Consider the following 15,302-nt stretch of genomic DNA (forward strand, 5'->3'; position numbering starts at 1 on the left):
GTGTGGGGCTTCCCCATGTGAGAGTAGGTCATCGCCAAGCATTTAATTACGGAAACCCCGGTCTCGATGAGGCCGGGGTTTTTCGCTTTGGACACAGTGCCAAGCGAAGCCCATCGATTTGTGATGCGATCGATATTATGGGTTCGCCCTATGCCGGGTGCAGCCCCCGGGGCAGGTGCCGATGGCGGCTTAACCCATCCTGCCCGATAGCTCCTGCATGCGTGTTGACGACAGAGGCCTACTGGCGCATGGCGCCCGTGCCGGTTATGGTAGCCAATGTCACGGCGTCTACCCATGTAAGGTAACCAATGTCACCTGCAAATACTGCCAAGGCAGCCCTGCTCGAGCTGGCGCGCTTTGTTCCCAGTCCCAACTTCAATGAACGTCCCTCGGAAGAAGTCTCGTTACTGGTTATCCACAATATCAGTCTGCCACCGGGACAGTTCGGTACCGGCTGTGTGGAGGAGCTGTTCTGTAACCGGCTGGACTGGAGCGCCCATCCGTTTTTCGAGTCGATTGAGGGGCTCGAGGTATCGGCACACCTGCTGATCGAACGCAGCGGTGAGGTTATTCAGTTCGTACCTTTCGACAAAAGAGCCTGGCATGCAGGCAGGTCCTCTTTCCAGGGACGCGAAAACTGCAATGACTTTTCGATTGGTATCGAGCTGGAAGGAACGGACGAGCAGCCATACAGCGACGCGCAGTACGAGCGTCTGGTGCAGGTGACCAGGATGATCACTCAGCGCTACCCCCTTGTTGTACCCGATCGCATCGTCGGGCACTGCGATATTGCACCGGGGCGCAAGACGGATCCGGGACCTGCATTCGACTGGCAGCGCCTGCGCAGGGGGCTGCAGACCGATCCCGGCCCGCACACCGACTGAATAACGCGCAGCGCTCATCTATTGATTTAGCTGAGAATAATTTTCATCTATCATAGGGCGCCATTGCCGATCGCCCGCGTCGCCGGATTGTGCCGGGGGGAATGGCACCTGTGTGGCCGCCACCCAGGTGCCTGGCGTGTTGAAGCGAATTCCATTCAGAAATTCTATAGTTGTTGCGGGTCAGGATGAGTCAGTTGCTGGAAGTCGAGTCAATCAGCTGTGCCTATCGAGATAGCGTGGTTGTCAGGGATCTGTCCTTTGCCATCGGAGTGGGGGAAATTGCCTGTCTGCTGGGGCCCAGCGGTTGCGGCAAGACGACCGTTCTGAGGGCTCTGGCCGGCTTCAGCCGTTTGCACGGCGGCTCTATCCGGGTACGGGGAGAGACCATTTCCAGCGTCGGATTCACCCGGGCACCGGAGCATCGCCAGATGGGCATGGTGTTTCAGGACTACGCGCTCTTTCCACACCTGACGGTGGCCGAAAACATCGCATTTGGTCTCAAGGATGCCGACAGACCCCAGAAGGCCCGGGCGGTGGGAAAGATGCTCGAGCTGGTGCGTCTGCCTGACCTTTCCAAACGCTACCCGCATGAGCTGTCCGGCGGTCAGCAGCAGCGGGTGGCGCTGGCCCGGGCACTGGCGCCGAAGCCGCAGCTGTTGCTGATGGACGAGCCCTTTTCCAACCTCGACACGGAGCTGCGCAAGCAGTTGTCGGGCGAGGTGAGGGATATCCTGAAGCAGCAGGGCATTGCCGCGATTGTGGTGACGCATGATCAGGAAGAAGCGTTCACCATCAGCGATCGCCTGGGTGTGCTGGCCGGTGGCGTTCTGCAACAGTGGGGCAGGGCGGAGTCACTGTACTACGAGCCCGCCAATCCGCTTGTGGCGGGTTTTGTCGGCAAGGGTAGCCTGTTCGAAGGGGTTTGTCTGAACGAGACCTGTGTCGAAACTGAGCTGGGTTTGCTTGAGTTTGCCGAACCGTTCTGCGCGCCCTCCGGCAGAGCGGTAAAGCTGTTCATACGCCCCTCCGATCTGCATCCGGGAAAAGATGGCTCAGTGGAGGCCGAAGTGCTGACGCGGGAGTTTCTCGGCGGGCAGACGCTCTATGGGCTCAGGCTTCCGAACGGACGGCAGGTGGAGTCGGAGGTAAGGGAGAAGGTGGGCTTCCAGCCCGGCGACCGGGTCCGGCTTCAGGTGGCGGTCCATCGGCCCATCGCGTTCTTCGACTGATCCTCAGGGCAGGGTTTCTAGCCCCGCCCGCGCTGATCCTTGATGCCGGGCTTTTCTTCACGGCTCTCGTCGCTCTCAGGCCTGCTGGCGGGTGTTGGTTATCGAGCGGCTCAGCAGTATGACCGGCAACACTCCGACCAGCACTATCAGCAGTGCCGCCAGCGAGCAGCGTTCGAGCATTTCATCCGAGGCGTACTGGTACACGAAGGTCGCCAGCGTATCGTAGTTGAACGGCCGCAGAATCAGCGTGGCCGGCAGCTCCTTCATGCAGTCGACGAAGACCACCAGCAAAGCCGTCAGGAGCCCTCCGCGAATCAGTGGCAGGTGCACCCGAAACAGGGTTCCGGATGCGCTCTGGCCAAGTGACCGGGATGCCATGTCCATCGAAGGCGTGACCTTGGATAGCGAGCTGTCCACCGCACCGGTCGAGACGGCAAGAAAACGGACAACGTAGGCCATGACGACAGCGAAGGTCGTGCCGCTGAGAAGCAGGCCTGTGGAAAGGTTGAAGTGGCTGCGCATAAAGGCATCGACACTGTTGTCGAAGGCCGCCAGTGGAATGATCACGCCAAGCGCCAGTACCGCACCCGGCATGGCGTACCCGAGGCTCGAGAAGCGCACGGCGAACTGCAATGAGCGGCGTTCGCTGAATAGGCGACGGGCATAGGCCAGCACCACTGCGATGACGATGGAAACCACGGCGGCTGTCAGGGACAGCGTGAAGCTGTGGCTGGCGTAACCGATGAAGTCCTCTGACCAGAGCTGGTCGAGATAGCCGCTGGCGTACCAGGCCAGCAGGCCGCAGGGGAGGACGAAACCGCAAACGACCGGCAACAGGCAGAACAGGGTCGCGGCGGCCGCGCGCCAGCCGTGCAGACGGTAGGGTTCCAGCGCGGTAAAGCGGTCGGCGCTATGGAACTGCTTCTGCTTTTCCCGGGCCTTGCGCTCCAGGGTAATCAGCAGCACCACGAACACCAGCATCAGGCTGGCGATCTGGGCGGCACCGCCAAGGTTGTACATGTTGAGCCAGGTGTCGTAGATGCCGGCGGTGAGGCTCTTCACGGCAAAATAGTCGACGGTGCCGAAATCGTTGATGGTTTCCATCGACACCAGCGACACACCCACCGCGATAGCGGGCCGGGCGATCGGCAGGGAAATGCGCCAGAAGCTCTGCCAGGCATTGCAGCCGAGCACCCGGCTGGCGTCACGCAGACTGACGGACTGCTCCAGGAAAGCGGCGCGCGCCAGCAAATAGACGTAGGGGTAGAGCACCAGTGACAGCATCGCGATGGCGCCGCCAAGGCTGCGTATCTCGGGGAACCAGTAGTCGCGGGCGGTTTCCCAGCCGAAAAGGGCACGCAAAGCGCCCTGCACAGGGCCAGCGAACTCCAGCAGGTCCGTGTAGACGTAGGCAATCACGTAGGCCGGTACGGCAAAGGGAAGCAGCAGCGCCCACTCGAACAGGCGGCGTCCCGGAAAGTGGCAGAGTGTAACCAGCCAGGCACTGCCAACGCCGGCCAGGATCGACAGCAGGCCGACGCCGACGACCAGTTGTATTGTCGTGATGACATACACCGGAAGTACTGTACTGGCCAGGTGCGACCAGATGTTCTCGTCGGGGAACAGTGCCAGATAGAACACCGACAGCACCGGCAGCGCCACGACCAGTGCGATGCCCCAGGCCAAGGTGTACCAGCCGGTCAGGTGGGGCCGCGGTAGCCGGGGCTGGTTGCATGTCAGGATTGCGGTGTCCGATCGCATTGTTTTTCCAAACGACAAAAACGACAGCCGCGAAGGCTATCGTTCCCGTGTAACAAAGTCGACAGTTTTCGGCGCAAGCCCGCAGGGGCCGCGCCGGTGTCACTGGCGTATCAGTTGTCGAAACCGACCTTGTCGACGAGCTTCGAAGCTGTCGTACGCAGCGGGCCGAGTTCCTGAAGGTTGATCGCGTCAGCCTTGAAGTCGCCCATATACTCGTTGATCAGGTCGGAGCGCGGAGTGTCCGGGCGGACCGGGAACTCGTAATTCACTTCGGCGTAAATGGCCTGCGCCTGCTCACCGCTCAGAAACTCCAGCAGCTTGACCGCGTTGTCGCGATTGGGCGCGTACTGGGTCACGGAGGCACCGGAAATATTCATGTGCGCGCCGCGGTCCTCCTGGTTCGGGAACACCAGATTGACGGACTGCGCCCATTCTTTCTGTTCGGGCTGCTCTTCGTTGGTCAGCATTTTGCCGAAGTAGTAGGAGTTGCCGAGTGCCAGGTCGCAGACACCTTCCTTCACGGCCTTGACCTGAGCACGGTCATTACCCTGGGGTTTGCGCGCCAGGTTGGCCTTGAGGTCTTCGAGCCACTGCTCGGTCCATTCTTCACCGTGGTGCGCAATCATGGAGGCGAACAGCGACAGGTTGTAGGTGTGCTTGCCACTGCGGGTGCAGATGCGCCCCTTCCATTTCGGGTCCGCGAGCTCTTCGTAGGTCTTGATTTCGCCTTCGTCCACGCGATCCTTGGAGGCGTAGATGATGCGAGAGCGGGCGGTCAGAGCGAACCAGCGGTTATCCGGGTCTCGATACTGGGGCGGAATATTGCTGTTCAGAACCTCGCTTTCTACCGGGCTGACCAGTTCACGCTGGACGGCATCGTACAGTGGGCCGACTTCGGCGGTGAGCAGCACGTCCGCCGGAGAGTTGCGGCCTTCGTGCTCGAGTCGCTCGAGCAGACCGCTGCCGCCGGTTACCAGATTGACCTGAATGCCGGTTTCCTTGCTGAATTCTTCCAGTAGCGGCTGGATCAGGAAGGCCTGGCGGTAGGAGTAGACATTGACCTCCTCGGCAGCCTGAGCGATGGAAGCGGTGCCGGCCAGGGTGGCGACGGCGAGTAGCGTGCGGGCGTAGTTCATCCGTTGACTCACTTTTTCTGAATATGTTTGTGTTCGTAAAGGATAATGCGAACAATTCTTAATTATGATCTGGTTGCTGTCAAGTGCGGATGGCGCTTATTCGTCGAGTGATGGCTTCCCGGCTGCAGGCTGATTGGCGCTTTTCACTCTGGCGGAAACAATCTTGCGAGTAATACAGGGACGGCGGTTTCGACCCGCAGTATGCGCCGGCCGATATGGACAGGCGTCAAACCCGCTTCGGCGAGTTTTTCGACCTCGTAGGCGATAAAGCCGCCCTCCGGGCCTATTGCCAGGGTGGTCGGGATGGTGGCGGTATCCGGGCATGGGATGGCGTTGTACGGGTGCGCCACCAGGGCACGGGTACCCGCTGCGATCGCCGGCAGCTCATCCTCGACGAAAGGCTTGAAACGCTTGCGCAGTTGCACTTCGGGCAAGCGGGTGTCGCCCGCCTGTTCCAGGCCCAGCAGCAGATGTTCGCGTATCGACTCGGGGCTCAGCAGCGGCGTCGACCAGTAGCTTTTGTCGACGCGGTAGGAGTTGACGAGGTAGAGCCTTGCCACCCCCATGGCGGCGATGGTTTGCAAGGTGCGCTTGAGCATCTTGGGCCTTGGCAGCGCCAGGATCAGCGTCAGTGGCAGCGGTGGCGGTGGTGCCTGGTCGAAGCAGGTTTCCAGCTCGATGCTCTGGTTATCCAGGGCCACCACCCGCCCGGATCCGATCCAGCCGCCCAGTCTGCCCGTGCGCAGCCTGTCGCCGATCTCCGGTTGCTGAATGGTACGAATATGGTGGAAGCGGCGGTCGTGCAGCCGGACCCGGTTGGTTGCGACAAAGTCCTCGTCGTAAAGCAGAATCAGGTTCATGGCATGGGGGTCTGAAAGGGAGTGATTATACCAAAAGCCCTGGCGTCGAACCGGCGTAGCGGTGTCGTCCCGCTGCGACTGTTTCTGCGCCTTTTTGGGGAGCTGCACAGCGGGTGCGGAGCTTCGTGTGCCATTTTGGGGCGGTGTCGGCTGATATTTGTCATGGAAGTGTAATTTATCCCTTGTATCGTCCCGTAGCTGGTTGATTTTACGGCCATACAGGGTTTATGGTCGATAAAGTCCAAACCTTGGACGGGCGAATAACATACCTACTAAAACGATTAGTTATTCGTCGGAAAAAACGGAAAGTGACAGTTTAGGGGATGCAAGCATGAGCAAGAAAATCGCGTTTGTCACCGGCGGTACCGGTGGACTGGGTACGTCTATCTGCCGCTCGCTGGTCGATGCCGGTTTCACCGTCGTCGCGGGTTACTTCAGCGGTGGGCGCCACGAGAAGGCGCAGGCATGGCAGGAAGCCCAGCGGGCGGACGGTTACGAGATCGACATCGCCTATGGTGACGTGACCGATGAAGAGTCCTGCGCCAAGTGTGTCGCTGCAGTCGAAGAGAAATATGGCACCGGTATCGACGTCCTGGTCAACAACGCCGGTATTACCCGTGACGGCCAGTTCAAGAAGATGACCTGGGATCAGTGGGACCAGGTCCTGTCCGCGAACCTCGATTCCATGTTCCATATGACGCGCCTGGTCATCAACGGCATGATCGACAAGAACTGGGGACGTGTCATCAACATTTCTTCGGTAAACGCGCAGAAGGGCCAGTTCGGTCAGTGCAACTACTCCGCAGCCAAGGCAGGCATTCACGGTTTCACCAAGGCGCTGGCGCAGGAAGTCGCACGCAAGGGTGTTACCGTCAACACCGTATCTCCGGGCTACATCAAGACTGAAATGGTCGCCAAGATCGCCCAGGATATCCAGGACAAGATTACCGCGACCATCCCGGTCGGTCGTTTCGGCACGCCGGAAGAGATCGGTCGACTGGTCGCCTTCGTCGCCGAGGACGAGTCCTCTTACATCACAGGTTCCGACCTGTCGATCAACGGCGGCCTGCACATGTACTAATGCTTGCCGGTTCAGCTTTTTGCTGAAAATCGCACGCCAAAAAAAATCCCGCCAGACTGGCGGGATTTTTTTTGGCTCTTTACAACAGCCCGTCCAGGTGGCCGTAGAAGCGGCTCTTCAGTGCCGGATGGTGACCGGTCAGGGGTATGCAGCGCCATTCGTATTCAAGCCGCTGCAGGTCGCTGAGGCTTACCCTTCGGTTGTGTTGCTCCAGCGCCTGCTGCAGCCTTTGCATCTGATATTCCAGCCGTGCCGCCTGATCCTCTTCCGGCGACGGCAGGCCCAGCTCTATTTCCAGCTGGATGCAAAGCTGACGCAGGGGCTCCGCGGCGGCGGCGGCAAGGTCCGGCATCAGCTCCGGCTCGCGCAGCACCTGGTTAAGCAACTGGTAGCGTTGTTCGATCAGGTCGGCAAACTCGCTGTTGCAGCGGTCCTGCATGTTCCACTGCGCCTGTATCGACTCCAGTGTTCCGGCTTCGGCCGACGACTGCCCGAGCAGCGATTCGAGCTGGTCGCAGAGGCCGATTCTGGCTTCCAGTGCCGCGAAGGGGGCCGAGTGTCGTAGCTGCTCCAGGTCGCTGCATTCCTGCTCGAGTTGCGTCGCAGCGGATTCGAAACGTCGCGCGCAGGGCTCGCTGAATTCGCTGTCCAGCGCCGCGAAGGCCTCGCGGGCCTGGCGCAGCTGCGCCTGAATTCGTTCGCTGCCGCAGGGGGTTTCCAGCAGCTGTTCGAGCTCCTTGCAGAGGCTTTCCGCCTGGTCGCGCTGCTCGACTTTCTGCCGGCGATGGCGCTGCTGGCTGTCGTTCAGACGCTCGAAAATGGTGTCGCAGTGGCCGCGGAACTGTTTCCACAGACGCTGCTCCTGATTGCGGAAGGTTTTGCCCGCCGCTTTCCATTCCTGCTGCAGCTGCCGGGCCTCCCGGGCGGCTTCCTGAGGCTCGTCGGCGTCGCACAGGGCGGCGGCTTTTGCCACCAGGTCCCGCTTGGTCTCCAGGCAGCCCCGGTAGTGTTCCTGCAGACGGCCATCGAGCTGCTGCAGCAGGGCGTTGAAGCGCTCCTGGACTTCCCGTCCCGGCACCCGGTCGACCGGCGCGTACTGCTTCCATTCCTGCTTTGCCGCCCGACTGATGGTTTCGATGCCTTTCCAGTCGGGCTGCAGCCAGTCGATGCTGGCGATATAGGTGTCGAGCTGATCGCAGATCGTGGTCCGCTGTTTCAGGTTTTCCCGGCGAAGCTCGCCGAGCGAGGCGAAATATTCTTCGCACGGCGCATAGGCGCGGTCGGAAGCCTCCTTGAAGCGGCGCCAGAGGGTCTGGGAGTGCACGGCATCGGTGCTGTCCAGCATTTTCCACTGCTGCTGCAGGCGGCGGATGCTTTCGGCCCGCTCGGGGGCGGGGAGATCGCTGTCGATCAGCGCTTCCATCTCGGCGCAAAGCTGCTCTTTTTTCGGCGTCACCGCGAAACCCTGCCAGTCCCTGAGCTCCTGCAGCTGCGCGTGCAGTTGCTTGAAGCGCAGATCCAGTGCCGTCGGGACCTGACCGTTGAGTATCTCCAGCGCGTCAGTCGCCTGCTGGTGGTACCTGCCGGCCTGCTTGACGTGTCCCTCGTCGATGGCGGCTGCCAGGTTGTCGAGTTGCGACTCCAGCGAGCGCTGCGTTTCGTGGGACTGCTGCTGCAGGGCCTCGCGTTGCTTGCGGGCCTGGCGCAGTGCTGCGGCGGCTTTCTGCAGGCGCTCGGGCTGATTCAGATTGGCGGGCCAGTCGATCTGCTGAAGCAGCTTTTCGATACGCTGTTGCTGCTTGCGCAGTTTTGCGGGGCCCAGGTCCTCGATCGGCTGCCTCAGCAACTGATCCAGTTCTGCGCTGTGCCGCGCCTCGGCGTCGATGCACTCGGCAATCCGGCGAATCCGCTCGATCCGGTCCTGAGGCGGGACGCTTCCGTCCCCATCGCCGGGATGCTCCAGTTGTTGCCAGTCCTGCATCCACTGTTCCAGCGAGCCGTGCAGGTTTGCGGCGTCGAGGCTGCCGCCGGCGGCGGCCTGGGCGCTCTGATTTTCCAGCTCGTTCAGCCGTTCCAGCAATGTCTCCCGGGCGGCGAGGTAGGCGCGCTGCTGCTGCGCCTCGCGCTCGCGGGCTTCGGCCTCGGCGCGAGCCTTTTTGGCACGCTGGTGGCAGACCTCGCGGGCCTGTTCGCAGCGCTGTGCCAGACTGTCGGCAGTGGCGGGCAATTCCTGCCATTGTGCGCCCAGTGCGTCGACCAGAGCACCATACTGGGGCATCAGCTCGCCGCGGGCCAGTTGTTCAAAGCGCTCGACGAGCTCGGTCCGGCGTTGCTGCAGCGCCTGGCGTTCGCGCTCGGCTTCGCGCAGGGTCTGCAGTTTGTCGCGCAGAATCCTGTAAACCGCCTTGTCGCGCTGGCGTACCTCCCGGCCCAGACGCTCGAGCAGCGCTTCGCTCTCGAGCCGGGTCGCGGCCAGACGCCGGGTGCGTGCGGTCTGGGCATTGAGGATCACAATTTCCAGATTGCTTTCGGCGTGCACCCTTTCCACGGCGGCCTGCTGCAGCTCTGCCTGCCGGCAGTTCAGGGCGATATGGGTCAGCAGGTCCTCATCGGCGATTTCGTTGATGCAGTGCAGGCGCTGCTCGAGCGACAGCTGATCGTCGTCGCTGTTGATCAGGCGACACAGCTGCTCGCTTGCCTGCTGACGAATCGCCGGATCGGGTTCGTTGTTCAGCGCCTGCAGCAGAGTGTCGGGGTTGACGACCCGCGCCAGCGCGGCCTTGCGCACCTCTGCATCTTGATCCGACTGTGCCAGGCGGGAAATAATCGCCTGCTCTTCGGGGCTGTCTGCCAGCATCCTGCTGATGGCGCGTATCCGTACGTCCGCCTTGCTGCTTTGCCATTTGGGCCGGAAGAACTTCGCAAACATCGTAACGGGGGTCCCAGTAAGGATTGAACAGCCCGGTGCAGGAAAACCCGGATGCCATGACTGGATGGCATCGCCGCATGCACAGGGCCGCTACGGGAAAGCTGGCTATTCTACCGGCGCCCGGGAGGGCAGGGAAAGGGTTGACATCGCAGTAATAGATGTACGGGCGCTGAACTGTTGTCGCCTGACCGCGCAGACAGGGCGTTGCGGCCTAGAGTGGTGGCAGTATTTCGACCTCGCCGTCGACATAGACCCAGCGCCCCCGTTCACGGCGAAAGCGCGAGCGCTCGTGCAGCCGGCCCTTTTCGTCGCCGGCCTCGAAACTGGCGATGAATTCGACTTCGCCGCGCTCGTCGCGTGCACGCCCCTTGCGCCGGCCGATTATCTGCAGGCCGGTCCAGAGGGTGCTGGCGGTCTGTTCTTGCAGAACGGCGGCATCGTCGGGGCGGCGCCTGTTCGCCGCCAGGGTCTCGATCAGATAGTCCACCTGGCCGAGGGCGAAGGCGGTGTAACGGGAGCGCATCAGCACCTCTGCGGTAGCCGCCGGTGTGCGGCCGCTGATAGCCGGCTCGCAGCAATCCCGATACGGCTTGCCGCTGCCGCAGGGGCAGGGCTGATTGAGGGTCTTGTCGTCGTGCAGCATGTCGGTTTGCGATACCCTTGGCTGGCCGCTGGTGGAGCGGCAGTGGTAGGATTTTCGTCTGTCGCTTCAGAACCGACAGTCTACCGCGGGTTTTCCATAACGCCTATTTTCGAGCTTTGCAGCAGGGAAACATTGATGTCAGTCTCCTCCACGCCGACCTTCTTCTGGCATGACTACGAAACCTTCGGTGCCGACCCGCGACGGGACAGGCCCGCCCAGTTTGCCGGGGTGCGCACCGATATGGATCTCAACATCATCGAAGAACCGGTGATGTTCTACTGCAAGCCGGCCGAGGATCTGCTGCCGAACCCGGAAGCCTGTCTGATTACGGGTATTACGCCGCAGCAGGCGATGAGCGAGGGTGTCTGCGAGGCTGAGTTCGCGGCCCGGGTGCAGGCGGAGCTGGGGCGGCCCGGCACCTGCGGAGTGGGCTACAACAGCATCCGCTTTGACGATGAAGTGACCCGGCATACGCTTTATCGCAACTTCTACGACCCTTACGCCCGCGAGTGGCAAAATGACTGTTCGCGCTGGGATATCATCGATATGTTGCGCCTGACGCGGGCGCTGCGGCCCGAGGGTATCGAGTGGCCGAGCTACGAGGACGGCTCGCCCAGTCTGCGGCTGGAAGATCTGACCCGCGCCAACGGCATCGAACACGGCCAGGCGCACGACGCCCTTTCCGACGTCTACGCCACCATCGGCATGGCGCGGCTGGTACGCGAGCGCCAGCCCAAGCTGTACCAGTACGTGCTGCAGAATCGCGGCAAGCGCGCGATACAGGGGATGCTGGATATCCAGAATCACAAGCCGGTGCTGCATGTGTCGTCCCGCTACCCCTCGGAGTGGGGGAACCTTGCACTGGTAGCACCGCTGGCGACTCACCCGGTAAATCGCAACAGCGTCATTGTCTGGGATCTGCGAATCGACCCTTCGCCGATGCTGCAACTGCCGGCGGCTGAAATCCGCCGCCTGATGTACACCCCCGCGGCGGAGCTGAGCGATACCGAACCGCGCATTGCGCTCAAGCAGCTGCATACCAACAAATGCCCGGTCGTGGCCCCGGCCAGCCTGATCCGGGACGCCGCCGAGGCTGCCCGTTTCGAGATCGATGGCGATACCTGTCGCGCGCATCTGCAGATCCTGCGCAACTTCAGTGGCCTGGACGCTTTGCTGACGGAAGTGTTCGGCGAGAGCGACTTCGAGCCAACCTCGGATCCCGATCTGATGCTCTATGGCGGCGGTTTCTTCGGCGAATCGGACAAACGCGCGATGGAGCAGATCCGTGACTGCGAGCCGCAGGCGCTCGGCGAGTTGCAGGTGGCTTTTCAGGACCCCCGCCTCGAGGAAATGCTGCTGCGCTACAAGGCGCGAAACTACCCCTTCACGCTGACCGACGAGGAGCGCAGTCAGTGGGAGGAGTTCCGCCGGCGCAAATTGCTGGGGCCGGACAGCGACGGCTACCTGACGATGCCGCAGTTCTACGAGCGCCTCAACAGCCTGTACCAGGCGAGCGAACGCACCGATGCCGAGCGCCGGCTGCTGGAGGAGCTCAACGTCTACGCCGAAGCGATCTATCCGATGGAAGAGTTCTTCTGATGGAGCGGCGACTGCCGTTACTGCTGCTCGGCTGGATGCTGTTGCCGGTCGCCGCCGCAAAGGCGCTCGAGTATCGGGTCGTGCCGTCAGCACAGGCGGCGCCGAAGCCTTTGCCGCAGGCGGTGGTGGTGCCCTATTCATCAACGCCCTCTAAGATGCACCAGGTCGAGATAGGCGTGGCCGGAGAGCCGGGGCAGCAGGTCGGGGAAGATGCGGTGTTCGAGCGGATCCGGCGCGCCCGGCCGCTCGAGCGGTGCCTGGTGGAACCGGGCACCGAGTGCGATCTTGGTATCTATCCGGGGACGGGGGAGGAGCCCTAAGCCTCCGGTACGAAGGCGTGGGCGGCTTTCAGCGCGGCGATGCGGTCATCCGCGCGGCGCCCGGTTTCCTTCGCCGCGAATTCATCCTTGACGCCATTGCCGAAGCTGCGCACCAGCAGGCTGCGTTCGCCGAGCCCGGCAAAGGCCTGGCGTACATCATCGACCGTCAGTGCTCTTAGCGCGGCCGCCAGCTGTTCGCGGCTGTCGAAGTCGAGCTCCTGATTGTCCAGTTCCTGCCAGTAACGGCGGCTGCGCTGATTGAGAGTGCTTTCCTTTTCCAGCAGGCGTGACAGCGCACTGGTGCGGTAGGCATCCAGCTGGCCGTCGACGAGGCTGTCGACATCCGATTGCATGTCCGCCAGGAAAGCATCGATTTTCTGTTCCAGCGTCACCGGATCTGCAACCGGCGACTGCACCACGAATGCCAGTCCCGGCACATGACGCAGTGGCAGCGGCGAGGCGAAGACAATGTAGCCTAGTTGCTGCTCGGTGCGCAGTTCGTTATAGAACGGCGATGCCAGCATTTCGCCGAGAATGCCATAGGCGGCGCGGGTTTTGAGGCGTGTGTCGGCGCCCTGAAAGTAGAGGGTTACCGCGGAGTCGGCATGATCGATCGGCAGTGTCTGCACCAGCGCCTCTCCCGCCTTGAGCTGTACCACCGGGATTTCGGGCGGCACCGCCACTTGCGCGTCTGCGCGCAGTCGCTCGTTGACCTGGCGCGTCATGGCGATGGCATCCTCCGGCAGCAGATTGCCATGGGCCAGCGCCCGCAGCGAGGTTTTCGCCAGCAGACGCGGGATGAAGGCGCGCAGTTGCGCCAGATCCAGGGGCTCAAGCGCCGCCAGCCTTTGTGTGCTGGAGTACTGCGGCAGCAGCAGGTCGTACAACTCGCCCGTGGTCTGGTTGTAGGGCTTGTCGTTACGCTCGTTGGCCAGCTCCTGGGCCAGCTGGCGCTTCAGCAGTTCGAAGCGCGCCGGGTCCAGCGTCGGCCTGGCCATGGCCTCTAGCAGCGCGTCGAGCAGTACCGGCTGGCGCTCGCTGAACCCTGACAGCCGCACGCTGACACCGCGCAGGTGCGGATACAGATTGGCGGACAGGCCAGCAAGACCGGCGTCGTAGAGGGTTTCGTTGAGGGCGTCGTTGACCATGCGGGTGTACAGGGCCGTCAGCACCGAAGAGGTCGCATCGGCATTGGCCTGGGACGATTGCAGCGAAAAGAAGAAGTCGGCCCGGGGAACGCGGAAGTCGCTATCCTGCTGGAACCAGAGTTCGGCGCCGCGCTCTGCCAGTATCTGTCGCGGCCGGTCGGAGTAGGGCGGCTGCAACGGTTTCAGCGCCAGGTCGTCGGCAATGAAGGGGTTGGGGTTGCGGACGGCGAGGAAGTCCTCGCCGTCGGGATTGCGGCGCCACTGCGCAAGCTTCGCGTCAGTCAGCGGCATGAGGCGGTAGCCGGCCTGGTACCAGGGATCGAGCTGATCGGTGTCGAGGTTCCGCGCCTGGCGGCTCAGCAGCATGTTGTCCGGTCGCACCGGCTCCAGAAAGCGTCGGATCAGATCGCCGTCGAAAGCACTGAAATGGAAGTTGGCATCGACGGCGTGCTCGACCGGGTATTCCTGCAGGGCGCGGGACAGACGACGCACGTAGTGGGACGGGTCGCCGGGCTCGGCAAAACGGAAACGGGTTTCGGCGAGGCGCCTTTCCTCATCGTAAAGGCCGGCGTCGATGCCGTCCTGGCGCAGCAGTCGGATGTAGCTGAAAAACAGCGCCACCACTTCCTGGTAGTGGGTCATGCCGGCTTCCGTCAGATCCATACTGACGATCAGTGACGAGCTGTCCGGCAGGTCCATGCCGGAGGAGGCACTGAGCCCGTTGGCCCAGCCTCGGCTCTTGAGCGCGGACAGCAGGCTGCCGTGTCCTTCGTAGCCGATCAGGCTGGACAGGTAGTACAGCGGCTTCTCGGCCCAGTAATCCCGGGCCGGTGGCAGCGGGAAGCTGAGGGTGACATTGTGCGTGTCATCCAGCGTGCGGATGTCGAGCTGTGCCGGCAGGGTCCCCTCGCGGTAGAGCGGCACCTTGTTCCGGTAGGGCTTGGCGTCGAAGTTCGGGACGGCATCGAAACGTTTTTCGACCATGGCGCGAAGCTCGGACACCGGCTCCTTGCCGAGCACCACCAGGCGCATCAGGTTGGCCGAATAGTAGCGCCGGTAAAAGTCGATCAGATCCCGGCGCAGCGCTCCGTCGTCGTCATTGGCGAGGGTATCGAGGCTGCCCACGTTGAACTGGCTGAAGCTGTGCTCCGGGTTGATCAGGCGCTTGTAAACGCTCCAGATACGGCGCCCGTCGTCGCGCAGGCCGCTCTGGTACTCCGAATGCACGGCATGGCGCTCGCGATCGACGTACTTTTCATCGAACAGCGGCGCTATGAAGAACTGGGCGAAGCGGTCCAGCGTTGGCTCCAGCTGGTCGGCGCTGACGTCGAAGAAGTAGTTGGTGTTGTCGTACGAGGTGTAGGCATTGTGACTGCCGCCGTTGGCGCGAATAAAGGCCTGATAGGCGCCGGCCTCGGGGTACTTTTCGGTACCCAGAAACAGCATGTGCTCGAGGAAGTGCGCCAGTCCCTGGCGCTCGGCCGGATCCGCGTTAGAGCCTACATCGACATCCAGCGATGCCGCCGCCTTGTCGGTATCGGCATCGGAAATCACCATTACCTCGAGGCCATTGCCGAGGGTGAAGCTGTCGTAGATGCGGTCGTCATTGGGGCTGATGCGGATATCGGCCGCTGCCTGTGCGAGGGAGGCCAAAAGCCAGAACAGCAACAGGGTCAGCGGAGCGAGCAGGCGTTTCGTCATCATGGAAAAAG

The 15,302-nt window shown here is 62.2% G+C and carries 11 protein-coding genes; 5 read left to right on the top strand and 6 right to left on the bottom strand.

The features are described 5' to 3' along the window. The first annotated feature begins 308 nt into the window (after nt 1-308). Complete coding sequence (gene ampD, locus IEX85_RS12400) at nt 309-884, top strand: 1,6-anhydro-N-acetylmuramyl-L-alanine amidase AmpD (RefSeq protein ID WP_188860927.1); 576 nt, start codon at nt 309-311, stop codon at nt 882-884. 185 nt (nt 885-1,069) lie between these two features. Continuing rightward, nucleotides 1,070-2,113, top strand: a complete 1,044-nt coding sequence (locus IEX85_RS12405) for an ABC transporter ATP-binding protein (RefSeq protein WP_188860928.1) — start codon at nt 1,070-1,072, stop codon at nt 2,111-2,113. Between the two features lie 75 nt (nt 2,114-2,188). On the opposite strand, the gene IEX85_RS12410 is transcribed toward IEX85_RS12405, so the two are convergent. The 3 genes from IEX85_RS12410 to IEX85_RS12420 form a co-directional block, all read right to left on the bottom strand. Next, complete coding sequence (locus tag IEX85_RS12410) at nt 2,189-3,874, bottom strand: ABC transporter permease (protein ID WP_188860929.1); 1,686 nt, start codon at nt 3,872-3,874, stop codon at nt 2,189-2,191. Nucleotides 3,875-3,984: 110 nt separating this feature from the next. Next, complete coding sequence (locus IEX85_RS12415; protein ID WP_188860930.1) at nt 3,985-5,010, bottom strand: Fe(3+) ABC transporter substrate-binding protein; 1,026 nt, start codon at nt 5,008-5,010, stop codon at nt 3,985-3,987. 143 nt (nt 5,011-5,153) lie between these two features. Beyond that, the gene (locus tag IEX85_RS12420) at nt 5,154-5,870 is read right to left on the bottom strand and encodes a 16S rRNA (uracil(1498)-N(3))-methyltransferase (RefSeq protein WP_188860931.1); all 717 of its coding nucleotides are present in this window, start codon (nt 5,868-5,870) and stop codon (nt 5,154-5,156) included. 331 nt (nt 5,871-6,201) lie between these two features. Here IEX85_RS12420 and phbB point away from each other — a divergent pair, with 331 nt between their 5' ends. After that, a complete protein-coding gene (gene phbB / locus IEX85_RS12425) occupies nt 6,202-6,951 on the top strand; it encodes an acetoacetyl-CoA reductase (RefSeq protein WP_188860932.1) in 750 nt (249 codons plus the stop codon). A gap of 79 nt (nt 6,952-7,030) precedes the next feature. Here the strand turns inward: phbB and IEX85_RS12430 are convergent, their stop codons facing one another. Together IEX85_RS12430 and IEX85_RS12435 are read right to left on the bottom strand one after the other, a co-directional pair. Beyond that, nucleotides 7,031-9,880, bottom strand: a complete 2,850-nt coding sequence (locus IEX85_RS12430) for a DUF349 domain-containing protein (RefSeq protein ID WP_188860933.1) — start codon at nt 9,878-9,880, stop codon at nt 7,031-7,033. A 211-nt stretch (nt 9,881-10,091) separates the two neighbouring features. Continuing rightward, nucleotides 10,092-10,523 (bottom strand): YchJ family protein, encoded by a 432-nt coding sequence (locus tag IEX85_RS12435; RefSeq protein WP_188860934.1) that lies wholly within the window; start codon nt 10,521-10,523, stop codon nt 10,092-10,094. Between the two features lie 135 nt (nt 10,524-10,658). Here IEX85_RS12435 and sbcB point away from each other — a divergent pair, with 135 nt between their 5' ends. Beyond that, a complete protein-coding gene (sbcB, locus tag IEX85_RS12440) occupies nt 10,659-12,122 on the top strand; it encodes an exodeoxyribonuclease I (protein ID WP_188860935.1) in 1,464 nt (487 codons plus the stop codon). Beyond that, the gene (locus IEX85_RS12445) at nt 12,122-12,442 is read left to right on the top strand and encodes a hypothetical protein (protein WP_188860936.1); all 321 of its coding nucleotides are present in this window, start codon (nt 12,122-12,124) and stop codon (nt 12,440-12,442) included. The genes sbcB and IEX85_RS12445 overlap by 1 nt, the downstream gene beginning before the upstream one ends. Here the strand turns inward: IEX85_RS12445 and IEX85_RS12450 are convergent. After that, nucleotides 12,439-15,294, bottom strand: a complete 2,856-nt coding sequence (locus IEX85_RS12450; RefSeq protein WP_188860937.1) for an insulinase family protein — start codon at nt 15,292-15,294, stop codon at nt 12,439-12,441. The two genes, IEX85_RS12445 and IEX85_RS12450, sit on opposite strands and share 4 nt — an antisense overlap. Between the last annotated feature and the right edge of the window lie 8 nt (nt 15,295-15,302).

This window comes from Marinobacterium nitratireducens, assembly GCF_014645375.1.
In the GTDB taxonomy this organism is placed as follows: Bacteria; Pseudomonadota; Gammaproteobacteria; order Pseudomonadales; family Balneatricaceae; genus Marinobacterium_A; species Marinobacterium_A nitratireducens.